This is a genomic window from Lentibacillus jeotgali (assembly GCF_000224785.1).
In the GTDB taxonomy this organism is placed as follows: Bacteria; Bacillota; Bacilli; order Bacillales; family Amphibacillaceae; genus Lentibacillus; species Lentibacillus jeotgali.
Genome location: NZ_AGAV01000014.1, coordinates 76,192 through 99,814, shown reverse-complemented (window position 1 = coordinate 99,814; position 23,623 = coordinate 76,192). Strand labels below are relative to the sequence as shown.

General features: G+C 37.0%; 30 protein-coding genes. 23 read left to right on the top strand and 7 right to left on the bottom strand.

Annotation, left to right across the window (positions count from 1 at the left end; all coding sequences use genetic code 11):
* Positions 1-5 precede the first annotated feature (5 nt).
* The 8 genes from ON01_RS10200 to ON01_RS10170 all read left to right on the top strand — a co-directional run bounded on the left by ON01_RS10200 (position 6) and on the right by ON01_RS10170 (position 7,494).
* Positions 6-818 carry a TlyA family RNA methyltransferase gene (locus ON01_RS10200; protein WP_010530940.1) on the top strand — a complete coding sequence of 271 codons (813 nt, stop codon included), beginning with the start codon at positions 6-8 and terminating at the stop codon, positions 816-818.
* A gap of 17 nt (positions 819-835) precedes the next feature.
* Complete coding sequence (gene ahrC / locus ON01_RS10195) at positions 836-1,285, top strand: transcriptional regulator AhrC/ArgR (protein WP_010530939.1); 450 nt, start codon at positions 836-838, stop codon at positions 1,283-1,285.
* Positions 1,286-1,301: 16 nt separating this feature from the next.
* Positions 1,302-3,011, top strand: a complete 1,710-nt coding sequence (gene recN / locus ON01_RS10190) for a DNA repair protein RecN (RefSeq protein ID WP_010530938.1) — start codon at positions 1,302-1,304, stop codon at positions 3,009-3,011.
* A 184-nt stretch (positions 3,012-3,195) separates the two neighbouring features.
* Positions 3,196-4,488 carry a SpoIVB peptidase gene (gene spoIVB, locus ON01_RS10185; protein WP_010530937.1) on the top strand — a complete coding sequence of 431 codons (1,293 nt, stop codon included), beginning with the start codon at positions 3,196-3,198 and terminating at the stop codon, positions 4,486-4,488.
* A 263-nt stretch (positions 4,489-4,751) separates the two neighbouring features.
* A complete protein-coding gene (gene spo0A, locus ON01_RS10180) occupies positions 4,752-5,534 on the top strand; it encodes a sporulation transcription factor Spo0A (protein WP_010530936.1) in 783 nt (260 codons plus the stop codon).
* Between the two features lie 165 nt (positions 5,535-5,699).
* Complete coding sequence (locus tag ON01_RS10175; RefSeq protein ID WP_040912455.1) at positions 5,700-6,665, top strand: tyrosine-type recombinase/integrase; 966 nt, start codon at positions 5,700-5,702, stop codon at positions 6,663-6,665.
* 11 nt (positions 6,666-6,676) lie between these two features.
* Positions 6,677-6,844 carry a hypothetical protein gene (locus ON01_RS19525; RefSeq protein ID WP_175284948.1) on the top strand — a complete coding sequence of 56 codons (168 nt, stop codon included), beginning with the start codon at positions 6,677-6,679 and terminating at the stop codon, positions 6,842-6,844.
* Positions 6,845-7,035: 191 nt separating this feature from the next.
* Complete coding sequence (locus ON01_RS10170; protein WP_010530934.1) at positions 7,036-7,494, top strand: hypothetical protein; 459 nt, start codon at positions 7,036-7,038, stop codon at positions 7,492-7,494.
* Here the strand turns inward: ON01_RS10170 and ON01_RS10165 are convergent.
* Positions 7,472-9,079 carry an IS1634 family transposase gene (locus ON01_RS10165; RefSeq protein WP_010530933.1) on the bottom strand — a complete coding sequence of 536 codons (1,608 nt, stop codon included), beginning with the start codon at positions 9,077-9,079 and terminating at the stop codon, positions 7,472-7,474. The genes ON01_RS10170 and ON01_RS10165 overlap by 23 nt on opposite strands.
* A 62-nt stretch (positions 9,080-9,141) precedes the next feature.
* Between ON01_RS10165 and ON01_RS10160 the strand changes: the two genes are divergently transcribed.
* Positions 9,142-9,708 (top strand): hypothetical protein, encoded by a 567-nt coding sequence (locus ON01_RS10160; RefSeq protein ID WP_138919769.1) that lies wholly within the window; start codon positions 9,142-9,144, stop codon positions 9,706-9,708.
* 47 nt (positions 9,709-9,755) lie between these two features.
* Here the strand turns inward: ON01_RS10160 and ON01_RS10155 are convergent, their stop codons facing one another.
* Positions 9,756-10,067, bottom strand: a complete 312-nt coding sequence (locus tag ON01_RS10155; protein WP_010530931.1) for a hypothetical protein — start codon at positions 10,065-10,067, stop codon at positions 9,756-9,758.
* 152 nt (positions 10,068-10,219) lie between these two features.
* Between ON01_RS10155 and ON01_RS10150 the strand changes: the two genes are divergently transcribed.
* Together ON01_RS10150 and ON01_RS10145 are read left to right on the top strand one after the other, a co-directional pair.
* Complete coding sequence (locus ON01_RS10150; protein WP_010530930.1) at positions 10,220-10,615, top strand: hypothetical protein; 396 nt, start codon at positions 10,220-10,222, stop codon at positions 10,613-10,615.
* 129 nt (positions 10,616-10,744) lie between these two features.
* Entirely contained in the window at positions 10,745-10,963 is a 219-nt protein-coding gene (locus ON01_RS10145; protein ID WP_010530929.1) for an ORF6N domain-containing protein, read from the top strand.
* A 485-nt stretch (positions 10,964-11,448) separates the two neighbouring features.
* Here ON01_RS10145 and ON01_RS10140 read toward each other — a convergent pair whose 3' ends face one another.
* Positions 11,449-11,928, bottom strand: coding sequence for a hypothetical protein (locus tag ON01_RS10140; RefSeq protein ID WP_010530928.1), 480 nt, complete (start codon positions 11,926-11,928; stop codon positions 11,449-11,451).
* A gap of 38 nt (positions 11,929-11,966) precedes the next feature.
* On the bottom strand, positions 11,967-12,503 hold the full coding sequence (locus ON01_RS19225) for a sigma-70 RNA polymerase sigma factor region 4 domain-containing protein (protein ID WP_175284947.1): 537 nt from the start codon (positions 12,501-12,503) through the stop codon (positions 11,967-11,969).
* 82 nt (positions 12,504-12,585) lie between these two features.
* Here ON01_RS19225 and ON01_RS10125 point away from each other — a divergent pair.
* Positions 12,586-13,705, top strand: a protein-coding gene (locus ON01_RS10125) for an IS3 family transposase (protein WP_138919703.1) whose coding sequence is annotated in 2 segments (ribosomal slippage) — positions 12,586-12,854 and positions 12,853-13,705 — 1,122 coding nt in all. Because the reading frame shifts where the segments join, the coding sequence is not laid out codon by codon here.
* Between the two features lie 720 nt (positions 13,706-14,425).
* On the top strand, positions 14,426-14,773 hold the full coding sequence (locus ON01_RS10115) for a hypothetical protein (protein ID WP_010530925.1): 348 nt from the start codon (positions 14,426-14,428) through the stop codon (positions 14,771-14,773).
* Between the two features lie 437 nt (positions 14,774-15,210).
* Here ON01_RS10115 and ON01_RS10110 read toward each other — a convergent pair whose 3' ends face one another.
* The gene (locus tag ON01_RS10110; protein WP_010530924.1) at positions 15,211-15,765 is read right to left on the bottom strand and encodes a tyrosine-type recombinase/integrase; all 555 of its coding nucleotides are present in this window, start codon (positions 15,763-15,765) and stop codon (positions 15,211-15,213) included.
* 894 nt (positions 15,766-16,659) lie between these two features.
* On the opposite strand from ON01_RS10110, the gene ON01_RS10105 reads away from it, so the two are divergent.
* Complete coding sequence (locus ON01_RS10105) at positions 16,660-18,015, top strand: IS1182 family transposase (protein WP_010530923.1); 1,356 nt, start codon at positions 16,660-16,662, stop codon at positions 18,013-18,015.
* Between the two features lie 121 nt (positions 18,016-18,136).
* On the opposite strand, the gene ON01_RS19520 is transcribed toward ON01_RS10105, so the two are convergent.
* The gene (locus ON01_RS19520) at positions 18,137-18,286 is read right to left on the bottom strand and encodes a hypothetical protein (RefSeq protein ID WP_175284946.1); all 150 of its coding nucleotides are present in this window, start codon (positions 18,284-18,286) and stop codon (positions 18,137-18,139) included.
* A 226-nt stretch (positions 18,287-18,512) separates the two neighbouring features.
* On the opposite strand from ON01_RS19520, the gene ON01_RS10100 reads away from it, so the two are divergent.
* Positions 18,513-19,169, top strand: coding sequence for a hypothetical protein (locus ON01_RS10100; protein ID WP_010530922.1), 657 nt, complete (start codon positions 18,513-18,515; stop codon positions 19,167-19,169).
* 165 nt (positions 19,170-19,334) lie between these two features.
* On the opposite strand, the gene ON01_RS20075 is transcribed toward ON01_RS10100, so the two are convergent.
* Entirely contained in the window at positions 19,335-19,469 is a 135-nt protein-coding gene (locus tag ON01_RS20075; RefSeq protein WP_280990984.1) for a hypothetical protein, read from the bottom strand.
* Between the two features lie 358 nt (positions 19,470-19,827).
* On the opposite strand from ON01_RS20075, the gene ON01_RS10095 reads away from it, so the two are divergent.
* The 8 genes from ON01_RS10095 (at position 19,828) to ON01_RS10060 (ending at position 23,585) form a co-directional block, all read left to right on the top strand.
* A complete protein-coding gene (locus tag ON01_RS10095) occupies positions 19,828-20,055 on the top strand; it encodes a helix-turn-helix domain-containing protein (RefSeq protein WP_010530921.1) in 228 nt (75 codons plus the stop codon).
* A 15-nt stretch (positions 20,056-20,070) separates the two neighbouring features.
* A complete protein-coding gene (locus ON01_RS10090) occupies positions 20,071-20,472 on the top strand; it encodes a hypothetical protein (protein WP_010530920.1) in 402 nt (133 codons plus the stop codon).
* 14 nt (positions 20,473-20,486) lie between these two features.
* Positions 20,487-20,948 carry a phBC6A51 family helix-turn-helix protein gene (locus ON01_RS10085; RefSeq protein ID WP_010530919.1) on the top strand — a complete coding sequence of 154 codons (462 nt, stop codon included), beginning with the start codon at positions 20,487-20,489 and terminating at the stop codon, positions 20,946-20,948.
* Complete coding sequence (locus ON01_RS10080) at positions 20,948-21,577, top strand: hypothetical protein (RefSeq protein WP_010530918.1); 630 nt, start codon at positions 20,948-20,950, stop codon at positions 21,575-21,577. The genes ON01_RS10085 and ON01_RS10080 overlap by 1 nt, the downstream gene beginning before the upstream one ends.
* A 119-nt stretch (positions 21,578-21,696) precedes the next feature.
* Entirely contained in the window at positions 21,697-21,981 is a 285-nt protein-coding gene (locus ON01_RS10075; RefSeq protein WP_010530917.1) for a hypothetical protein, read from the top strand.
* 35 nt (positions 21,982-22,016) lie between these two features.
* Positions 22,017-22,259, top strand: a complete 243-nt coding sequence (locus tag ON01_RS10070) for a hypothetical protein (RefSeq protein WP_010530916.1) — start codon at positions 22,017-22,019, stop codon at positions 22,257-22,259.
* Positions 22,252-22,947, top strand: a complete 696-nt coding sequence (locus tag ON01_RS10065) for a hypothetical protein (protein ID WP_010530915.1) — start codon at positions 22,252-22,254, stop codon at positions 22,945-22,947. The genes ON01_RS10070 and ON01_RS10065 overlap by 8 nt, the downstream gene beginning before the upstream one ends.
* 248 nt (positions 22,948-23,195) lie before the next feature.
* A complete protein-coding gene (locus tag ON01_RS10060) occupies positions 23,196-23,585 on the top strand; it encodes a hypothetical protein (protein WP_010530914.1) in 390 nt (129 codons plus the stop codon).
* Positions 23,586-23,623: the final 38 nt, after the last annotated feature.

The following is a 23,623-nucleotide window of genomic DNA, read 5'->3' as shown; positions in this document are numbered from 1 at the left end:
AAATAATGACAAAAAAACGTTTGGATGTTCTGCTGGTAGAACGTGAGTGGGCAGAGACCAGAGAAAAAGCGAAGCGAATGGTCATGGCAGGTCTTGTGTTCAGCGAACAGGAACGCCTGGACAAGCCTGGTGTCAAAGTTGAGGAAACCATTCCATTGCGTGTGAAGGGAAAGCTATTTCCATATGTCGGCCGCGGCGGTTTAAAATTGGAGAAGGCATTGAATGCTTTTTCCATAAGTCTAAAAAATAGAATCATGATGGATGTTGGTTCATCTACAGGCGGCTTTACAGATTGTGCACTACAGCATGGTGTGCAGCTTTGTTATGCCATTGATGTTGGCTATAATCAACTGGACTGGAAGCTACGAAATGACGATCAGGTGGTTGTGATGGAGCGTACAAATTTCCGTTATGTCACACCTGATAGGATTCAGGATGGCTGGCCGGATTTTGCAACGATTGACGTATCATTTATTTCCCTTAGGCTCATATTGCCAGTACTGAATCAGCTGCTTAAAAACAGGAGCGATGTCATTGCTTTAATAAAACCCCAGTTTGAAGCAGGTCGTGATCAAGTAGGCAACAAAGGTATTGTCCGTGATAAAACGGTCCATTTTAATGTGTTGAAAGAGACTGTGGAATTTGCGCGGCGAGAGGGGTATCAATTGCTTAACGTGATTCACTCACCGATCACAGGCGGTGATGGTAATATTGAATTTTTGGCACATTTGGGCTGGAAAAAAGACCAGCCGGAATTTAATAAAGACGATGAAGGATTACTGGAGATTGTTAAAGAAGCCCACCATGCATTGAACTGAGGTTCGGAGGCCTTTTTATGAGTAAAATTCAACGCCATATTAAAATACGCGAGCTGATAACGGAAAACGAAATAGACACTCAGGATGAGCTTGTCGATGAGCTGAAATCAAGGGGATATAACGTTACCCAGGCGACGGTCTCACGTGATATTAAGGAGCTGCATCTTGTCAAAGTACCTTCGTCCAGCGACAACTATAAATACAGCTTGCCTGCCGATCAGCGTTTTAATCCGCTGGAGAAATTAAAGCGCTTAATCAGAGACGCTTTTGTAAAAATTGAGCATACCAGTCATTTTATTGTTTTAAAAACACTGCCGGGCAATGCCCATGCGATTGGAGCACTGATTGATAACCTGGAGTGGGACGAAATCATGGGTACGATATGCGGTGATGACACATGTCTGATTATCTGCAGGACAGAAGATGCTTCGGCTGTTATTGAGCAGCGTTTCCTGGGTATGCTTTAATCGTGGGGTGACAGATGTGCTAACAGAATTATCGATCCAGGATTTTGCCATTATTGATAAAATTTCCATCACGTTTAACGAAGGTCTTACGGTTTTGACCGGAGAAACAGGTGCAGGAAAATCGATTATTATTGATGCGGTTCAGTTACTGGCCGGAGGACGCGGTTCAGTCGAATATGTAAGGCATGGTGCAGGCAAAGCTCAAATGGAAGGTCTGTTTACTTTAGATTCAGACAGACATCAAATACACAAGACAGCACATCAATATGGAATTGATGTGCAGGATGGAATGGTTGTTCTAAACCGAACAATAACGTCCGGCGGAAAGAGTATTTGCAGGGTTAATGGCAAACTGGTTACGCTGGCAATACTTAAAGAATTTGGCAAACAATTAATTGATGTCCACAGCCAGCATGAAACCCAGTCATTATTAGACCCTGATAACCATATACGGTTATTGGATCTGTATGCCGGAGAACGTATAGCAGACGCAAAACAGGAATATACACGTTTATATGAAAAACTGACAACATTACAAAAGCGATACAAGGAATTAAGTGAAAACGAACAGGAGATATCACAGCGTCTTGATTTATTAAATTTCCAGCAGAACGAAATTGAACAAGCAAGTCTGATTCCGAATGAAGATGACGAGCTCGAAGAAGAACGCAGTCAATTGGCCAATTTTGAACACATTTATAATGGTTTACAGGATGCTTACAACGCGCTTTATGGCGAACAAAAGGGGCTGGAATGGCTGAACATGGCCAGTCAATCGCTGCAGGACAGCAAAGAATATGATACCTTTATAAATGAAAAGGCCGAGGAGATGTCGAACCATTATTTTTTAATTGAAGAACTGATGTATGAGCTGCGCAGCTATGCAGATACTTTAGAGTACGATCCACAGCGTCTGAACGATATTGAATCACGGTTGGATGAAATTAGCCGATTAAAGAAAAAGTATGGCTCAACGGTAAATGAAATGTTGGAATACCTGGGAAAAGTTGAAGAAGAAATTGAACAGATTACTGATAAAGATTCCCATTTGTCAAAACTGGAGGAACAAATTGAGGAAACTTATCAGGATGCTTATTTGGAAGCAAAACAGCTGCATGAGTTGCGTGAAACAGCCGCTCATGCCTTAACGGAACAAATCCATCGGGAATTAAAAGATCTTTATTTAGAAAAAACATCCTTTTCGGTCTTCTTTGATACGAAAAAAAATAAGGGTGAGCGGACAAACTTGCACCACAACGGATTTGACTATATTCAGTTTCAGATAGCAACAAACCCCGGCGAACCGCTAAGGCCACTGCATAAGGTCGCCTCAGGCGGTGAGCTTTCACGAATAATGCTCGCTTTGAAAGAAATATTTGCAAGGCATCAAGGGATAACCAGTGTTATTTTTGATGAAGTGGATACTGGAGTCAGCGGCCGGGTTGCTCAGGCTATTGGTGAAAAGATTCAGCAAATTTCAAGTCAGTCACAGGTATTGTGTATTACTCACCTGCCACAGGTGGCGGCTATGGCTGATACACATAAATTGATTCAGAAATACGCAAAAGATAACCGCAGTTCTACTGTTGTTGAGGAATTGTCCAAAGAAGAAAAAATCAATGAATTAGGCCGGATGATCACCGGCGCCAAATTGACAGATACCGCAAAAAATCACGCCACAGAAATGCTCGACTTAGCTGCTGATTATAAAAAAAATTATGGATAAATTTTTGAAAAAAGCCAGAAGATATAATGTCTGGCTTTTTTTGTATGCATTTTATGACACAGGAAATGTTACCATCTTTTCTTGATTTTAACCAGTTTAAAACAAGCTTCGTTCGGTCAGATTAGAAATACAGAGAGAAAAAATTAATTGGTGGTGTGGGGCTAGGATGAGGAGAGTGAATTGGGTGAAAGATCATCGAAGAATCAGGTTTTTGACAGGGGTACTGCTTCTGATTACTGTTCTGGCAGTACCTTTTTTTACACCAGTCAGCCATTACCTTTCCGTTCCTAATCAAATTGTTGCTTTTGATGATTCATCGGCTCCTATAAGTGTTCCTGCAATCGGCGATAACGTATCGGTTGCTTCCTCGGATGAGTCGCTCCAGGCGATTGATTCTACGGAATTTTATGCAAAGGAAACCGGAAATAGTGAACTGATTTATGAGGCTGCAGGTCTTCCAATAAAGAAAGTGGATGTGTCTGTTCTGGAGGATATTAAAATTGTACCGGGAGGGCAATCAATTGGGGTTCAGCTTCATACTCTCGGTGTACTCGTTGTTGGTCATCATCAAGTTGAAGGCAAGGACGGGATGATATCACCAGGTGAGGATGCAAATATTCAAGTTGGTGATGTCATTTTAAAAATAAATGGCGAGAAAATTAAGGAAATGGAAGATGTTAAGCCATTTGTTAAAAAGGCTGGAAAAAATGATAAACCTCTGGATATCACGCTGAAACGTGATAATGAAACGATAGAAACAACCTTGGATCCGGTAAAAGATAAAAAGGAAGAGAAATACCGGATCGGGCTGTATATCCGTGACTCGGCAGCAGGTATCGGGACCATGACGTTTTATGACCCTGAAAGCAAAAATTACGGGGCACTCGGTCATGTTATATCCGATATGGACACACAGAAACCAATCGAAATCCATAACGGATCGATTGTCCGTTCAAATGTAACGTCAATTGAAAAAGGGAACAATGGGACGCCAGGTGAAAAACAGGCGAAATTTTCCGTTGATGACAAAAAGATTGGAAACATTACCAAAAACAGTCCGTTTGGGATTTTCGGACAATTAAACAAACCAATATCGAATGGCGAATACGACAAGCCAATGCCAATTGCCTTGTCACATGAAGTCAAAGAAGGACCGGCAAAAATTCTAACCGTTCTCGATGGAGAGAACGTTGAAGAATTTGATGTCAAAGTTGTAAGCAGTGTGCCACAAAAAAATCCGGCAAAAAAGGGAATGGTCATTCAAATAACTGATGAAGAACTCTTGAATAAAACCGGTGGAATTGTCCAGGGAATGAGCGGCAGTCCAATTATTCAGGACGGGAAAATAATTGGTGCTGTCACACACGTATTTGTAAATGATCCGACAAGCGGCTACGGTGTTCATATTGAGTGGATGCTGCAGGAAGCCGGAATAGAAGTAAAAGAAGAGGAAACAAATGAGGACAAAGCTAGCTGAAGGAAAATGGCTTGTTATAGGAATAAATTTCTATAGCAAGCCATTTTTATTTATTTTTTATGCTATAATACTTATAAATATTTTTCGACAATTACAACATCTTCTTGTCAAAATTTATCAAATTAAATCGATATTTGAATTAAATTAGAGAAAAAACAAGGATATCGAAAAAAAATTAAAGTTTTTCAAATAAAAAAAGGATATTTGGATCATGTGTCGAATATATAACGTGGAGAAAGCTCGAATTAAAGGAGGAACTTTTAGTGGGAAAAATTCAGGTTTGTTTAGTAGATGATAACAGGGAACTCGTCCAATTAATGGAGGAGTATTTTGAAGAACAGGAAGATATTGAGGTTATCGGGGCAGCTTACAATGGACGGGAATGTCTGGATATGCTGGATGAACTGGAGCCGGACGTACTCGTTTTGGATATTATTATGCCGCATATTGATGGACTTGGAGTACTGAATACGATACGCGGAGAAGCACGAGATAATGCTCCAAACGTTATTATGCTGACAGCTTTCGGTCAAGAAGAGGTTATGAAAAAGGCTGTGGACTTAGGGGCATCATATTTCATTTTGAAACCTTTCGAATTGGACAATTTGGCTGAACAGATCCGTCAAGTGCAGGGTACAGATACTATAAAACAGGCGCCACCTAAAAAATCCGGCGGCAAGGAACGCAAGAAAAAGGATTTGGAAGCCAATATTACGAATATCATACATGAAATTGGCGTTCCCGCACACATCAAGGGTTACATGTATTTAAGAGAAGCGATTACAATGGTTTACAATGATATTGAGCTTTTAGGATCGATTACCAAAGTCTTGTATCCTGATATTGCCAAGAAGTATAACACAACAGCATCACGAGTAGAGCGGGCGATACGGCATGCCATTGAAGTCGCGTGGAGCCGTGGGAATGTTGAATCAATTTCAGCACTGTTTGGCTATACAGTTAATATTTCAAAAGCTAAGCCGACCAATTCTGAATTCATCGCCATGGTCGCTGACCGTCTGCGGCTGGAGCATAAAGCTTCATAAACGTTGATATGACAGTATTTTTAAGGTTTTTATGTTAGTGAACATTAGCCAACAAACTTCTTTTTAGGGCTATAAATAAACCGTTTGTTTACCAAAAGACATCTTTATTTATTGGTTATGTAAATTACCAGTAAAGGAAGGTGTCTTTTTTTGTTGTTATCAGATATGGAACTGCAAATGGATAATTTCATGTTGTATTGCACCAGCAAACATTTATCTGAAAAAACATTAAAAAGTTATGAACAAACACTAAGGTTATTTGCCATGTACATGGAAGAACAGTTTCAAATTAATGAAGTCAGTAAAGTGAAGTCTGCACACATTCGGCATTACATTAAATATTTACGTGAACGTGGGAAGTATTCAGTCACTGGAAATCAAGCTTCTTTATTAGTGAACCACCCTGACCAAAGAAAAGATTATAAAAAGGATATTGGTGATACGACAATTGCTAATTATTTACGGAACATAAAAGTATTTTTTAATTATTTATACGATGTAGAACGTGAAATAAAAACAAATCCAGTTGAATCCATAGCACCTATTAAGCCCAAAAGAAAACAAAAGGCACTTCTAACGAGTGATGAAATTGTAAAGGTATTAAGGCAATTTGATATTACTACCTTTCACGGTTATCGTAACTGGATTGTCACACGTTTGTTACTGGATACAGGTATTCGTATTTCAGAATGTTTGGCATTAATACCCAAAGTAATTGATTTTAAAAACAAAGCGATTTTAATTGAGAATCCTAAAAACAATCAACAAAGATATGTGTATTTTTCCTTTAAAATGTCCAGTGATTTAAAACGTTGGTTACAGTATCATGACCGCTTTTCCAGTAGTGATTTTATATTTCCAACCATTCGGGGCACACAATTACAAATACGGAATTTTGAAAAGTCATTAAGGGATGCTGGCAAGAATGTAGGGGTTAACATCCACCCACATCAGTTAAGAAACAATTTTGCAAAGTATTATTTGCTGAACGGTGGGGATTGGTTTTCATTATCAAGGATATTAGGGCATTCCAGTGTAGAAGTAACGCAAAAGGCGTATTTAGATTTTACAGATAAAGAAATAGGGGCGAAGTATCAAAAACATTCGCCATTAAACAACTTAAAATTATAGGGGTGAAAAAAATGAAGGTTGAAAATTTAGGCAATAACACAATCAATATTCAAGCCAGCTATGATGAAATATCAAAAATTGTTACAGCATTAGATAAGGTTTGGATTTTAAATGATGATGAAGCTTTAAGGCAGTTAGCTTATGAATTACACAATCCTAAAGTGGCTGTGATTAAATAATAAGCAAAAGAAAAATCCACCTATTGGGTAGTAGGTGAATTTCAAACAAAATATACGGAAAAAGCCGTACATTCACATCAAATTGTACCTTCATTTTATCGAAAAAATTTCGATAATGCAAGGCTTATTAAGTAATGCCTTTTTAAGGGGTGGAGTATGGTTTTTTCCGAACGATAAGGGGAAAACTAGATATGGAAACAAAAACAAAACTAACTGCATATAATCAGGATATACAAAAGTACATAGAAAAGGGAAACGCTGAAGCAAAAAGGGAAATCATTCAGGAAGTGAAGGAAGAAGCTTTAACAAATGGCATCAATTTTAACCGGTTGTTTCCTTCAGGTTCAAAGAGATATAAAATACTGGATGAAATTGTGTACATGCTGTCAGTTGGTGGAATCTGTAAAATTGCATCTGAAACATTGGCAAAGAATACAGATTCATCTGTTAGAACTGTTAAAGATGCAGTAAAGGGAATTAAGCAATTAAGGTGTTTTATTGTTGGTGGTTTAGCTGATGGCAAAAACAAGTATGTATTCCTGTACAAAAATCATGCTGACTTTAAAGAGATTATAACAAACGTTTTTTTCTTGGATACCGCACAATACATCCTGGATTCCCGCCTACTCATAACGAGGCAGGCGGGGTAACACCTAATTTTTCATAAATCTCTTTTTGCTTGTTGAGAAGTTCGCCAATACGCGGTTCTTTCCCGGGCGCTTCAAAGCATTCTATAACATCCAGTTGATCCAACACGCCCTGTAGCGTATATTTTTTGGATAAATCGGTATCCTGCATTTGCTTTTTGATATACGAAAGATAGACGAGTGCCACAAATTCCACAAAAAGCTTCCCATCAAGACTCTGTTCGGATGATACCAGTGTGCGGCGCAGGTTCAGCCGTTCCTTCAAATTTCCGAACGCCTTTTCAACAACGTCCTTATTGCGGTAAAGCTCCAACGCAGCGATGGCGTCCATCGTTTCATTGGTCATCAGAGCAAAAAATCCAAAATATCGCTTGGCCTTGTTGACAGCCTCTTCTTTGACGGTGACTTTTGTCCCGCGCTTCGGTGTGGTTTTTGTTTCAAAATACGTTTGATACTGCTTTTCATGTTCTGGCAGCCTTTTCCCTGATTCCAATTCACGACGCAGATTGATTAACTTGCGATCGAATGCTTTTTCGTCCTCCGCAGCTCGGTCAATATTGTAATAAAAGTGAATATATATACGCCTGGACTGTGTCAGGGTATCCCCTTTATAGGGACGATGCTGCGTATAATGCCACGTTGTCCGGACCGTGCGGCCATATAGCTGGTATTTCTCACTGTAGTGTTCAAACGATCGAAAGCCGTCATAGATGGCATCCAGTTCTTTCCGGACGAACGTAAGAGACATTTTGACGGAGACCAGGAACTTCAGATGGTTTTTCAATAATGCGTTGATATTTTCCTGGCTGTAGAAGCCCCTGTCCATGACCAACTTCACTTTGGAGAAACCAAGCACATCCAAATCGGCAAGCAGTTTTCTGACGGTCTTGGAATCCGGGATATTACCAGCTAGTTTGCGGTAATAAAATGGCAGGTTGGACGTTTCGCCGAACACCAACGCCAGGTTTAGCTGAGGCAGTGGGTCGCTTTCTTTATTCCAGCCGTATTGCACCTGTCTCAAAAGTTCAGACTGGCTGGATATGGTGGTGATATCATAGGCCCAAAATTCCTTTTCCGTCCGCCGTTTCCCCTGCAGCTGGAAGAACTTATATTTTGCGTCTTCAGTGATGGACGCGAACAGGTCGCTGCTTCGCTGAGACGTGATGTTTTGACCGTAAGGATGTTTATGTAGATGACTCCATTTTTCAAAACGGTAGAGCGGAGCGTTGTCCTCCAAGACCAGATAGTATGCGATGGATAGAATCTGGTGGTACTTGTCGGGAAAACACGCTTTCAGATCTTCTGTAATCCCGGTATTGGCTCCGATTTCGTCAAGAAGATAAGTCGCGCCGTAAAAATAACGTGACGTTTGCACAGATGGAACAGGCCCCCTTTTTGTCACGGTATGCTCCTCATGACTTTTCCGTCCTCTTCCGTCTGTCGAGACAATTTCACCAGTATTATGGTCCACCCGTCCGATTAAGGTCCTCTTGGATCGGGATTGCCGCTTGTCCTTATCCCAATATGAAATGGACTCATACGCATAGGTGATCCCTGATCGCTTATCTGTCTGATAGACGATAGCCATTTTTTGCCTCCTCGTTATGTATATTGTAACACATAACGAGTATAAAACAATAAAAAATGGGCATGAAGCCCAACATTATCGGATTTTCACCCAATTTATCGTTATGTGATGGCGGGAATCCAGGATACATCGCACCACAGACTGCACAACAGGCAAACGCTGAAAACGTTGAAATATCAGTGCCTGAAGGGGAAAATTCCAGTTCTAACATAGATAACAGTTTTATCCTTAAACAAGAAATAAATAATATAAGGGATGCAGTGGAAACTGAAGTTATTCAATCTAAAGAAACTAATGAAATAAACTTGAAGGATTATACCAGCAACCAGTACCAGTTAAACTTGTATGAGATTATCAAGGCTGGTAATTATCATAATGACATTAAAGAAAATGCTTCAGTTATTTGCCTACGTGCTGGAAGTAACTGCAATGATGTTATGTATGGAAAAGCATTAAAAGCAGTGGCAAAAGTGGACAAGTTTTTATATCTTGGTGGGGTTGCTGAAAGTGTACCAGCATTATTTAAAAAGATGTATCATGACAGAATAAAATACAGTGATTATTACAAGATGACAGCACCAGCACCAAAAAGAGATACCAGCTTTTATTACAATTGGCTGGATGACTGAAGGCATATAAAAAGAGAACTGTTTCCAGTTCCCTTAAAGTGTGGTTGTTATGAAATTTGTATTTCCAGTTCCTTATCAGGAATACCAGTTACGGAAATTTGATGGATAATATCGTGAATAAAGAAAAATATTGTCTTTTCAACTTCTTCAGTAATAAGAAAATTGAATCCTAAAGGAAGAAGCAATGTAATGTATTTTAATTTGATACGGTTATAATATTCATACCTATCTTCAGCACATAGCTTTTTCAGTTCCATAATTTCTTTAACTGTAATTCCAGCTAGTGATTTTTCGACAATGTTTATTATCATCTTGCTTCCTTGTTCAGATTGTAAATTATACGGTTTTTTGTTTGACACTGCAAATTCCACCTTTACTTGTTAAGATTTTTTCACTTGTTCTCATGCCTTAAACAACATTAAAATAAAAACAGACATATCTTATTAAAGGATATTTATTCCTATTATCGAATTATAAATTTAACTGATAAAAAAAGGGGGGCTAATGTATTGTGAAAATTGATGAAGGAGTAGCAAATGCATCGAATAGACTAAATCAAGCAAATCAAGCATTTCAAGAAATGCAAGAAGTGAAAAGATTAAAAGAACAAGCTAAAGAAGAACGTGAACTTGAATTAAACAACATGATTGAACAGGTAGTAAAAAACACTTCTTTTATACCTGAAATGGTAGGGCTAGTAAGGAAAAATAACGAAATTAATGAAGAAGTGTTGGAATTATATAAAGATATGGCTAATGTATTAAAAGCCGAAACAAAGGACGAAGCTGAAAGTAAAGTATTAGAAATTGCTGATAAGGCAAAAACAACTAAAGATTCTTTAGATACTGTAACTGGTTTAGTTAATTATGGTAAAGTACTTATTAAGCTTATGTTTCCTGAAGGATAATTAAGCCGATAGGGTAACGATTAGATAGCAAATTAAAACGGGAACAGGGTAAATTCAGCTTGGAATGGTTTATATGGGCAATTCTAAAATGTTATGTTTTTAAGGAGATACCTAGACAAGGTAAAAGGATTGCTTCTACTTCCACAACTGGAAATGGCAACAACAAAACAAGTTGCTGAATTTTATGGTGTGAGTACAGCATTAATAAAAATGACTATTTCTAATAATAGAGATGAATTTGATGCTGATGGACATACCTTATGCAATGGAAAGGAATTAGCAGGTAAAATTAATTTACCAGCAAAAAACAAACGGGGATATATTGAATGGGCTATATGGTCAAATTGACAATATAGCTATAACACCACAAACAGTATCACTTAAAGACAACAAAGGAAATATTGTTAAAGTAGCAAACAGTGGAAGTAACATGTTCCCTAAACGTGCAATCTTGTGTGTAGGAATGTTATTGCGTGATAGTGAAGCTTATTGCTAAAGAAGTACATGTTTTAGTTATGGGCTGGGGAATCCTGAAAGGGTATTGCTGAAGTGTTGCTAAAGGTTTCTGAAGGTTTGAAGCTGTATTGAACATTAATATTCAGTTTCAGATACAAAAAATTCCCCACCAGCATCACAAGCTTTCCAGCTAAAAAAGCAAGTAACACCAGTGGGGAATTTTTACCGCACAAGCTGAAGGCATTCCGTTACGGAAAGAATGTTATTACAGTATTACAGCAGAAACTGCATTAAAAGGGAAGGGAAACCAGCATCCGTTAAACTAGCTTCCCTTACTTATATATGCAGTGGATATGCTGAAAGTAAGACCGATTTTATTATAATTCATTAAACAATCCTTGAAATGTCCATTGTTCAACAGTCCTATGCATTGTTAGGGTGTAATCACCAATTTTATTTACAATCTTATCTGTAAGAAATACCGCAGTTCTTCCAGTAAGTTTACACTTAAAACATGAAAGGGGTGGAAATGCGTTGTCATAGAATGCATTTATCAGTTGTTTTCTTGTCATGCCGTTTTGATAATCGTAATCGCTGGCGAACTTCCTATACTTGTTTATATTGTTGGCATCTTCTAGCACTTCACTTACTTCAAACGTCGTTAATCCTAGTTTGTGCAGTTGTTCAATATATTGCAGTTTTTCAATTTCTGTTTTATTGGTTTTAGGGTACTTGGTGCCTTCAATGCAATCAATAAACTGTTTATGATTGTTAAGAAAAAACTTCACTTTTTCAGGCTTTATTTTTGCTTCTTTTGAAATCACACTCATTGCAAGATATTGTTTTTTATTTTCCATTGTTTTTTTACCACCTTTATAATATGTCATTACAAACCTTAAACAACAAATAATCCTGAATCAGCCAGCCTTTTACGTAATCTATTCAGTACCCTTTTTGCTTGTTGCCTGTACTGGAAACCAGTTTCAGTACAAATATAATCAAGTGTGACGGCTTCCACATTGTCAGCATGTAAAAACACCTGATACACCTTTAATTCATCTTCAGGCAGGTTTTTTGTGGCTTCCTGAAGGGTTACTGATAAGGCGGTTGATTCTTCCATGTTGGAATTGTCCACTTTTTCAAATTCAAATGCACCAGCATCATGAAAAAGCTTATTGGTGTGGTTGTATTGTTCTTTTGTTAATCCTTCTTTTCTCAAAACGTCTATACAAGCATGTTTCAGGTACTTAATTAGATGATGGTATAACCAATAATTACTTTGATAATCATATCTTTGTATTGTTTTCCACGCTTTTTCATTACACGCTGATATAAAGTCATCTAAAGCAACACGTGAATACTTTTTATAGCTTTTGTAAAATCCATTTGAAACATTGTTGATTGTATGTACAATAGGTGGGGTTTGAAGCAAATCATTAATAGATATGGACTTGTTAAAAATATAATGGACCCAAGATTTTAGACACGAAAAAAGGAGATGTTAAGGTAGGTATATGAAACGCAAAAGATATACACCAGAATTCAAATCACAAATCGTGTTGGAAATCTTGAAGGAAGAAAAACCAATGAGCCAAATTGCTTCGGAAAACGGAATCCATGTGAACCAACTTCATAAGTGGAAAACACAATTCCTGCAAGAAATGCCGAAGCTCTTTAACAAGCAGAATGAGGACCAGGAAAAAATGAAAGCCGACTATGAAGAAAAGCTTGAAAATCTCTATGCAGAAGTCGGAAAGTTAACCACGCAATTGTCGTGGATCAAAAAAAAATCTGGCATATACCACGACTAGACGGGAACGGATGGAGATGGTGGACTGGGTAGATCCGGAACTGCCTATCTCCCAGCAGGCTAAACTACTCGGAATCAATCGTTCAAGCCTTTACTATAAGCCTGTTCAACCGTCACCGGAAGAGGTTGCCATGAAACATTGGATTGATGAGATTTATACCAAATATCCGTATTTTGGTTCACGCAGGATTGCTGAAATACTAAAGAAAAAAGGAGTGAATATCAACCGTAAAAGAGTGCGGCGTCACATGCGTGAAATGGGTATACAAGCCATTTATCCGGGTCCTAATTTGAGTAAACGCAATCTACAGCACCGTATTTATCCATATCTGCTGAAAGGAGTGAATATTACTCGGCCCAACCAGGTTTGGAGCATTGATATTACATACATTCGCTTGCATAATAGCTGGATGTATCTAACGGCCATTATCGACTGGTATTCCCGTTACATTATCAGTTGGGAACTGGATCAGACGTTGGCAATTGACTTTGTCCTGGATGCCGTACAACACGCATTCACGCACGGTACACCTGAAATATTTAACAGTGATCAAGGCAGTCATTTTACCAGCCCAAAATACATTAATCTTTTAAAAGAGCATCCATCCGTACAAATTAGTATGGACTCAAGGGGGCGGGCATTGGATAATATCATGATTGAACGCTTTTGGAGAAGCCTTAAGTACGAAGAAGTCTATTTAAAGGACTATGGGTCACCAAGAGCGGCAAGAAGCAATATAAGGGATTATATGAACCTTTATAATCATGAACGGCCTCATCAATCATTAGATTATCAAACACCGGCATCTATTTATTTCGGGTAGCCCGTACCGTTATCCTTTCCATCTTGGGCAATTATCTTTCCTGTGCCAGAACCTGTCAAGGGAAAATACGCCCTTGACAGAACCTGACACAAGAAAGAGCTAGTTAGTAAGATGGGAAAGGGAAAACAATGATAACTCACCCCCCACCTTATTTTTATAAAATATGTGTCTTGACAATGGGGTCCACCTTAAAAAGTACTGAATGTAATATTGTTCCATTTCAGTTATGATTTTTTGATTTTTGGAATATCTGATTTTTTCCAGCTTGTAATTATATGTTTCTTGGATTCTTTCTTCATATGATTCAACAGTTTTCACCAAACTCATTTTATACGCATCCTTTTGAAATTTTTTCTATCTTTTTCTGAAATAGTGTTACAAATGCTTGGTTCCTTACGTTCCTTATAAATAGATAACTAATCAGGAAGGTAATACTGTACTACATACCTATAACAAGACACGCACCAATTACAGACAGATACACACGTACTTATTACTGGATATTGATACTGGATATTGTTTAAAGAGTGGTTATAGTTAAGTTAAAAAATACTAATTTAGTAAATTTAAACGGACTGGGATAAAAAATTTTAAACAAGGGGAGTAATGCAGGGCGTTGCAGTATTAAAAAATTTTAACAAGTGTGGTCTGAATCCTTTTATTAAGTTGTTTCAGGTTTAGAAATGCTTATGAACTTAATGAAAGGATTGAATTGATTCAATGGATAAGAGATTTACACAACCTTACCAATTGCAGGGCGTTGATTTAGATATAGCAGTAGCATTGCTTCAGAAAGAATGGCAGAAAAGATACAAGAAAGTATTTAAAATAAAATTCGACTTTAGGTTTGGCAATTCAGATAAGATAAAAGAAATGGTTTACAGGTGGGGGTATGACAAAACATTTATCATTATTGCTGGTGCTATTCGTTTCTATCCTGAAAAGTGGCAAACTGAACAGTTCAAGTTTCTTTCAGTAAATCAGGTGTATACATGGATAGGCTGGGAAGTGTGGAAGATGTACAAGAATAAGGAATTTACAGCACAAATACAAAGACCAAAGATATAAACCGATTTAAAAAATTTAAACAGGCTTTTAACAGGTAAAATATCCTAGTAAAATACACCACATCTTCAGGTGAATTTGTTTTTTTTTACGGTGTGGCTGGTGTGTTCAGTAATAACAGTAATTGTGGCAGAAAATAGGGTATATCAGTCACTGAATGAATGGGTGGTTAAGGAATTTTAATAGCTTTTAACAGGGGCGAATCCAGTATTTGCAGTACATTTCAGTAGATTATAATTTGTGCTATTTAAAGAACATTAATATACTTTAATGTGAACAGTGGGTGTGCTTGGGATGGTGCGGAACTTGTTAATTTTATACATGAATCGGTTCTTGGATGTTTGAAAGGAATCTTCTTCCCTTCCTTTTTCAGACTGCAATTTTGTTGAATACTAACTTTCAAGATACACAAAAAAAGAAACCAGCATCATGCCAGCTTCTTATAGTACAAAATTTTCAAGTGTATTATTAATTTCATCTTCAGTGATTCCGATGTATCTTTTGGTAGCTTTAACGTCTGAATGGTTGAGTATTTGCTGAAGTGATTCAATATCTTTAGATTGTTTATAATACCAGTAACCAAATGTTTTTCGCATGGTATGTGTTCCTATTCCTTCAGGTATATCAACCATTTCACCAGCCTTATTAAGTTGTCTGTATGCTTGTGTAGTTGTAATGGCTTTATCGCCCTTACGACTAGGGAACAGCCATTCTGATTGTACTGTTTTAACGTAATCCTGAACTTCCTGATAAATGTTAGTAAGGTTTATTATCCTTTTCTTCTTGGTTTTGCCTTCCTGAATAACAACCCTTTTCTTGTTTTTAACATCCTTAACTTTTAGTTTCAGCATATCCCCAACACGTAAACCTGAATTAATACCGATTAAGAACAGTATATAATCACGTTCAGAACACCATTTTTTAAGTGACCACTTCATATCAGTTATTTGTTGCTGGCTTCTTATTGGCTGAACATCTTTTATCTGTTTAGGCATTTAAATTGTATCCCTTCTATTCCAGTAAATACAGTGTTTTGAATGTACGATTTTATTGAGATACCAATATGATAAGGCTTATATCTGATAAAGTCAATAGATACAGCATTATGAATGTAAGTTTTTATGTATTTTCTTACATTGGAAAGAAACTAAAAAATTAAGGGGGTAGGGGTGTTATTTTTTGAAGGGTGTACCAGTGTTTTAAAAAAGGGGATAGGGCTATTTTAAAGGGTATAAGGGGCTTTGTTCAGTGCTTCAGGTAGCTTATATCCTGTTACATATAGAAGCGTGTTTAGTGGCAAATATGAAGCATATACAGGCATGTGCATATAAGGCACATACAGGCTTATACAGGGCTGTGTTATACAGCAGGACTACGGGTATATAATAAACATTTTTAGCTGGTGTGTGGCTGGCTGGCGTTGCTTATCTTTTTTCTTTCTTGCTGATGTGTGTGCATGTAGTGTGGTAGTGCAGTAGTGATGCAGACAAGCAAGACAAAGCAAGCAACAAAAGAAAAGATAAATTAATTTGAAAGAATCCAATTAATAAGCTGATGTAAGTGAAGCTGATGAAGTTGAATCCTAATGTTCAAAAGTAGTAAAGGGTAGGGGGTGCAGGGATTTGTGTGAGTTTGCGTCTATAATTTACAGACCATATAATCAGCGTCTGAAATTTCCCTGCCCACACTGAACACACTGCACCTACTGAAACATTAAGGGGTGAATAGGGTTTTGTCTTTTTATATTTTCAGCAATCGGCTGAGTGAATTTCATAATTCCCAGCCCTTATCTCGCAAGGGCTCGCAGACATAAAAAAGGAAGTACCTCCCCAAATCTTGTATAATGGTCGTTGACTAAACATCCCAAAAAGACTGGAGGAGTACTTCCTATGACCATTATACGGCAAACGAGCCTATTTGGCATCCAAGAATTATATGAAATGGAACCTACCCAAAAATATGAGGCAATCATTTCCGCGATTGATTTGGATTCGATTTACCATGAAGTGACCAAAAAATCGCGACTTGGTGCGCCGGAAGAGCTGAATTATGCAGCGATGATTATTTCCATTTTCATTCGATACATCGAGCGCATCCCAACGATAAAAGACCTGGTCAAACGTCTAAATGACGATATTGCCTTTAAACTGAATTGCGGATTTCTTGTTTCTGATCCAATCCCATCTGAAGCTTCTTATTCCCGGCTTTTTGCGAAGTTGAAAGAAACAAACGCTTTGGAAAAAGCGCAGGAAAAGGTTGTCCTCCAAGCCATTGCGGAAGGCTTTATCATTGATGATACAGTCGCAATCGATGCTACTCACTTCGAAGCACGCGATCAGGCACCACTTAAAGAAGAAAAGCCAAAGCCGGAGCCTAAAAAGCGCGGCAGTAAATCCAAAGAAGAGCGTGAACAATGGTTAAAGGAAAAAGCTGAAAAAGAAGCTAATATGCCTCTTTATGACAAAAAAATTGAAGCCCAATTAGACGCTTCCTTAACCGAACTTCGTGATGAAGTTCCTCGGGATCCCCAATGGGGAGTCAAGAAGAATAGTGAAGGCAAAAACGAATTCTGGTTTGGCTATAAAGGCCATCTGGCGGTTGGTACATCGAGTCAATATATTTTACAGTCCCTTTTCTCGTCAGGAAAAATGAACGACGGAAAAGGCGCCATTCCGTTATTGAAAGGGATTGATGAACGCTTGCCACTTCCAAACTTGTGTTATCAAACGATGGATGCCGGTTATGATTTTGAACCGATTTACCAGCAAGTGTACCAAATGGGGCAGCAATCCATTATTGCCTATAATAAACGGAATGAATCGGAACCAATTGGGTTTGATAAGTATTTTGCCCCGACTTGTTTCCGTGAGCATTCGTATCGTTATGATAGTTACGATGCCAAATATGAAACACTGAAGTACACGAGCCCGAAGGAATGCAAAGATTGCCCATTAGCCAATGAAGGTATTTGCCAAAAAGTGTTCAAGATGAAAATTACCAAAGACCTCAGACGATACACAGCGCCGGCTCGTGGCTCCAAAGCCTGGAAAGCTATTTACAACCGTCGTTCAGCAGTGGAACGTGTTAATGCGTATTTAAAGGAGTTCTTCCAGCTCAACAATGTTCGTAATCGCACAGGTGAACGTGCTAAAGTCCATTTTGACATCGTTACTTTGATGTATAATGCTTCAAAACTAGCTGCAGATCGTATTAATGCGAAGCTAAACCAACAACAGGCTGCCTAGCAAGCTGTTTAAAGGAATTTTAAAAAATCCATTTTAAAAATTCTGCAGGTCTTTGTGTTTTTAAAAAGAGCAATTATGAAATTGATTCGGCTGTCAAAATTTGCGGTACATATTTCGGCACTTATATTTCCCTTGAAAGATAATCTGCCTTATCATTCAATTTCTTCAGGTCTAATTTAATATAACCCTGCCCACGCTGTAAATTATCCAGCCTTTTATTCATATTATCAAGTACATCCGGTACTTTCAGCATTTCAGAAACAGCAGACACACTAACACCACCTTTACTTTGTAGCATCATTTTTCCAATGTTATCCATGTACCTATGTATTATGACAGAAAAAACTATCATTCACTTAATTTTACTGTATTTATGTAAAGTATGAAAAGTTTGTCTCACTTACTGTATGAATTACTTACAATAACTGTTAAATAATTTCTCTTCATTGTATAATAAAACCAGCACATTATTTTATTGTTGGTTAGGAGAGTAAAACTTGATAAAATACATTTTCATTGCTAGTTACATAACTACTAAGATTGCTGAAATTGGTGATGTATTAACCTTTATAGGCAACGTATTGGTACCGCTTGCTAATCTTTACATAGTTTTTTTAGTTTATAAACTAACTCATAGAAATTTAAATCCGAAGTTATTTGTGGAAGGAACTATAGAAGATGCCAAAAATAAATTTGATGCTTCAGTCAATGATAAAATTAGTGGGTTAGATTTTAATCAAGAAGGTTTTCCTTTTCCTGAAGTAAAACATGATATGGTAGTATGGAAGTTAAGAATACATAACAATGGTGACCTTCCAGCCACTAATGTAAATATAGAGTATTTTATAAGAATACAAAAAAAGGAATTTGATATACTCGAAGGATTACCCGCAAATGAAAGATTAGTTAAGTTTCAAGATATAAAAGAAACATTGTACTATGATTATATACCGCCTGGTGGCTATAAAGAAGAAGATATTCTCTATATAAATGGAAAATTTCCACAGGCAAAGCTATATATAAATAAATTGCAATCAAAGGAAGTACGATTTATAAAGTCACCTGTCCATATAGACACATATAAACATTATGGGTTTGAGAAAATACATGATACAGATGACGGTTTAAAATTAATTGGCTTTTATCAAGAATAACACCAAAGTGCAGTTCAGTAAAATGAATTGTAAATTTTTCTATAGGTTTGTGTATATTTATTACTTTTTAACTCTAAAATGGTGCTACTAATTTTCATTGGGGTGCTGGATGAAATATTTCAGTGCCTTTTTAATTTTTCAGCACAAATATTTTACTCTGAAAGTCTACCTGATAAGTTTATCTGCCTTTTCATTTAACGCCTTCAAATCTAAAATAATGGAATCCTGCCCACTCTTTAAACCTTCCAGCTTTTCGTTAATTTCATTCATCACCTTTAGAATATCCGATACATCGGACATACCAACACCACCTTATTTACTGAAAAGTCTTTTTCAGCCAGCTTTTATTATCCCCTTTTAAGTATAACAGCATTTCATGATTGAAAGTTAAATAATATTTTATTTTTTTCTTTGTCGTACTTTATAAGGGTTTCGTGAACCTATATATATGCGACAGGTACGACATACCTTGTCGCAACAAATTCCAAGAACATTGTTACTAACCTTTTTTGTATTCATGTGTGTCTGTTTCAGCTTAATTTAACAGAATGATTGAATGGCTGAAATGTAATGTGTGATGACTGGCGTTTAAACCCAGTCATCTTTTTTTATAGCTTCTTACTAATAATTTATTACTTCTATAAGGGGGTGTTATTAATTGGATAAGCATTTACTAAGAACATGCAGGGCGGTTGCTGGCTTCACACAAAGTGAATTGGCTTCAGCGATTGGAAAAAACCAAAGTACATTATCACATTACGAGAATGGATTGCTGAACATTTCAGAAACCACCAAAAGAAAAGTTATTAAGGCACTTGAAGAAAAAGGCTTGTCGCAAGATGAGGTGTACTTACTTTCAGGGCTGAAGAAATCAAACCAACAATAAAAGGGGTGTAGGGGGTTGTTACAGCAGGAATTGAAGAAACTCAAAGCTATTAAAAAAGCATTGAATGATGAAAGGCATCTGCATCAAGTACAGAAATTGGCTGTACTGGTGGCTGAAGTATTAGAAGAACTAAAGCATAATGAACTGCGGTTTTTTGCAGTATATACCAATACGAATTATATGGAACACATTGAAAGATACCAAAATATTGCAAGACGTAATAAGAATAAAGCACTGGCATCACTTCAGGATTTAATTGATGAACTGATGCAGAAGCGTGTGAACATTAAACGCTGTAATGTATTGCTGGATGCATTAATATCCAGCGAATTTTACACGAAGCAAACTGAAAGGAAGCTTTCAGGCTGGCGTTCACTGCAACCAAAAGACTTTATTAGAAAATATTTCACAGTTTAGAAGGGGTGTTATTTATGGGTGGAATGATGAACATTGAACCACCTGAAAAGCTTACAGAAAGACAGGTGAAGATTGCAAAAGCATGGGTGCAGAACGGATTGAATAACCGGCTTCCACAAGGCGAATTTGTAAAGAAGTTTAACATGTCTACTGCAACACTAAGCAAATGGCTGAAAAATCCTGACTTTTCCGCTTATGTGCAGGAACTTAAAGGCGAATTGATAAGCAGTGATGAGTTACGTGCTTACGATGTGGTGAAAAAGCACATACTGGCAAGGGTTAATAGTGATAATCCAACAGAAAAAGAAATCAATATGTATCTTGAACATTTTGATTATGTTGTTCAGTACGAGAAGCAAAAGGCAATGCAACGGATGGGAATCACTGAAAAAGGCAAGCCGTCAGATGATAGAACAGTAGAAGATAAGAAGGCTTCTTTATTAACACGGTTGAAAAGCGAAAGGGGTATAGAATAATGGCAAATGTATTTACAGAAACACAAAAACTAATAGATAAGGCTGAACAGGTACGGCAAAAGTTTGAAGCTTCGAAACAGAAAGCAAAAGAAGATGCTGAAAAGTTGGAAGAATCCATTCAGGAACTGGAAAAGCAAGAAAAAGAAACGTATTCACTATACATCATGAATGATATAGATGTTTCTGCTTATCATGAAATCAAACAGCAAACTGATGCAAAACGGCAGGAACTGGCTACACTCCAGCAAAAGGTAAACGATATTGATGGACTTGAACAATATGAATTATCAAAGGTATATGCTGAATACCAAGAAATCGAAAAAGAGTTGCAAAAAGAAGAAAGAAAGCAATACGCTGAAACACTGGACAAGCTGAAAGAAGCTAAACAGCAGTACCTTAAACAAATTATTGATATATCGAATGAACAGTTCAAAACATATCTACTGAAAAGTAAAATGGCTGATGTTGCAGTAGATGGGGGGTTGAAAACACGTAATTATATAGATTATCCTTCCCCATATGTTGACGGATTCGGGCATGAATTTGGTACAGGTAAAGATTACTTAAACATCGGTAACCGTGAGTTAAGCACGGTGTACCGACAAAGAAAACTTAATCCTAAGATTTAACGGCTAGGGCTGGTTATTTACCAGCCTTTTTTTTATAAATATGTGTCTGAATCTCAATTCAATCTTGTTGTAGGCGTGTAAAGGAAAATAAAACTACAATAAAAAAGGATGGATTACAGATGAAAACAAATGTAAAGAACGGTGCTTTTATTTATAACTATATTCCAGTAGATACTGCAAATATTAAATTATCAGATGCTGGAACCGATGAAGGCGTATATTATAACACACGTGCAGATGGTTTTTATCCAGTAATTGCTGAAACTGATGACAAAGGAATCATTACAAATCTTGTAATAGATGTTAGCAGATTTAATCTTTTATTTGAGAATGATGATGTTACAGAAATACACGAAGATGACATTTTATATACAGTTGATGACGATAAAAAAAACACTGATTAACTTCAGTGTTTTTTTATATATGAAGGGGTGGAATTATGGCAGATAAACCAAGTTGGACAAAAGAAAATAGAAGGGCAAACATGCAAAGTAAAAAGGCACTGGCTGAAAAATCTGAATCAGAACACCATAAATTAAGTATAATGCTGACTGATGCTGGTGAATCGGTGAACCATACAAGGTATTTCAGAAATGCATCGGATAAAGAAGCTTTTATATCAGAACTGAATAACCTAGTTTTTAACTTTGAAGCAAGGGAAGGGGGAACAAAGGATGTTTAAAGGTATCTTAGACTACTGCAAGGGGATATTTATACGGAATAAAAGGGAATCTGAAGCACCTGAAGCACCTAAACAAGATAAGCATGTTACAAGGATTAACCAGCTAAAACAAGAACTTACCAGCCTTACATATGGCTATAATAAAAGCCTTGCAGGGTTGAAAGCTGATTATAATAGTAAGTTGACGGAATATGAACGGTATTATCAGCAGTATAAGGATGTTTTCAAGCAATACACAAAGAAGCTTGCTTCAGAACACGATGTGAAAGATGCTGAACAGGCATTGAAACCTTATGAAGAATCGCTTCAGGAAGCATCTGAAGAACTGGACAAGGTGCAGGGATTCAAGAAAGAAGATACATTGAATATTATTAATCAAATTCAGGAACTTCAGGATGCTTACACAAATGCACTGGCTGAAGAAATACAGCAAACAGCAAACAAGCTTCAGCATCAGAAACAGGCATATTTAAAGGGTGTTGTTTCGGTGGGTAAAGCATATCAGGATGCGATTGATACAGATAAGGTTATAGAAAGGCACCTGAAGGAATTCGGCTTTAACCATAATGCAAAAATGGCTGAAATGCTGGGAATTAAAACGGAAAAAGCACCAGTATCATTACAGCATCTTACCATATCAGATAATGAAGTAAATCAGGCACTGCAAGGCATACAACAGTATAAATAATCAAAGCACTCACTGGCATTATTCCCAGCAAAGTGCAGTCTTTTTGTCTGAAATTCAAGTAAAAATTGTTTAAGTTATGTAATCAAGGATTCCGCTTTCTTTTTACGTATTTGTTTAAGGTCTGTTTTCATGGCGTGGGTGTTGGAGATATTCCAGCACCTATTTTTGTTTATTGTGTTATTTTTAGGAAAAGAATTAAAAATATGATAAAATAGTCCTAAATTATAAAATAGACAAAGGTGAAATAAATGGTCAAAAAAGATTCAATACCTAAAGATGTTATGGATAATTTACTAATGGAATATCCAATAAGTTTAAAGGCTATTAATTCATTTTTATCTCTTTACACTAATGAAACTACAAAAGCACAATATAGAAGTAGTATACATAATCTACTAGTTAATGATGTAGAAGATTTAGATGTAACAAAGCTAACTTTTAATGATTATAAAAAAATTATCCCGAAGGTCGAATTGGACACACAACAAAGATATAAAAAAAGTTTTTTTCAATATCTTTATGCAATGGATTATTTAAAAAATCCAAGTGGTTTTGACACAGAAATGTTTAAAGTAAAGCTAATATCACGTTTTACAGAACGTAATAAGGGTAAATCTAAAGTTAAATCACAGGAGTAAGCGTCAAATAAAATACACGTATTAATCTCAGGTCATCG

Excerpts from the sequence above, each read along its gene's own strand:
- ON01_RS10200 (WP_010530940.1), top strand. The coding sequence starts at position 6 with ATGACAAAAAAACGTTTGGATGTTCTGCTGGTAGAACGTGAGTGGGCA.
- ahrC (WP_010530939.1), top strand. The coding sequence starts at position 836 with ATGAGTAAAATTCAACGCCATATTAAAATACGCGAGCTGATAACGGAA.
- ON01_RS10175 (WP_040912455.1), top strand. The coding sequence starts at position 5,700 with ATGGAACTGCAAATGGATAATTTCATGTTGTATTGCACCAGCAAACAT.
- ON01_RS19525 (WP_175284948.1), top strand. The coding sequence starts at position 6,677 with ATGAAGGTTGAAAATTTAGGCAATAACACAATCAATATTCAAGCCAGC.
- ON01_RS10170 (WP_010530934.1), top strand. The coding sequence starts at position 7,036 with ATGGAAACAAAAACAAAACTAACTGCATATAATCAGGATATACAAAAG.
- ON01_RS10165 (WP_010530933.1), bottom strand. The coding sequence starts at position 9,079 with ATGGCTATCGTCTATCAGACAGATAAGCGATCAGGGATCACCTATGCG.
- ON01_RS10160 (WP_138919769.1), top strand. The coding sequence starts at position 9,142 with ATGAAGCCCAACATTATCGGATTTTCACCCAATTTATCGTTATGTGAT.
- ON01_RS10140 (WP_010530928.1), bottom strand. The coding sequence starts at position 11,928 with ATGGAAAATAAAAAACAATATCTTGCAATGAGTGTGATTTCAAAAGAA.
- ON01_RS10115 (WP_010530925.1), top strand. The coding sequence starts at position 14,426 with ATGGATAAGAGATTTACACAACCTTACCAATTGCAGGGCGTTGATTTA.
- ON01_RS10110 (WP_010530924.1), bottom strand. The coding sequence starts at position 15,765 with ATGCCTAAACAGATAAAAGATGTTCAGCCAATAAGAAGCCAGCAACAA.
- ON01_RS10105 (WP_010530923.1), top strand. The coding sequence starts at position 16,660 with ATGACCATTATACGGCAAACGAGCCTATTTGGCATCCAAGAATTATAT.
- ON01_RS20075 (WP_280990984.1), bottom strand. The coding sequence starts at position 19,469 with ATGTCCGATGTATCGGATATTCTAAAGGTGATGAATGAAATTAACGAA.
- ON01_RS10085 (WP_010530919.1), top strand. The coding sequence starts at position 20,487 with ATGGGTGGAATGATGAACATTGAACCACCTGAAAAGCTTACAGAAAGA.
- ON01_RS10080 (WP_010530918.1), top strand. The coding sequence starts at position 20,948 with ATGGCAAATGTATTTACAGAAACACAAAAACTAATAGATAAGGCTGAA.
- ON01_RS10075 (WP_010530917.1), top strand. The coding sequence starts at position 21,697 with ATGAAAACAAATGTAAAGAACGGTGCTTTTATTTATAACTATATTCCA.
- ON01_RS10070 (WP_010530916.1), top strand. The coding sequence starts at position 22,017 with ATGGCAGATAAACCAAGTTGGACAAAAGAAAATAGAAGGGCAAACATG.
- ON01_RS10065 (WP_010530915.1), top strand. The coding sequence starts at position 22,252 with ATGTTTAAAGGTATCTTAGACTACTGCAAGGGGATATTTATACGGAAT.
- ON01_RS10060 (WP_010530914.1), top strand. The coding sequence starts at position 23,196 with ATGGTCAAAAAAGATTCAATACCTAAAGATGTTATGGATAATTTACTA.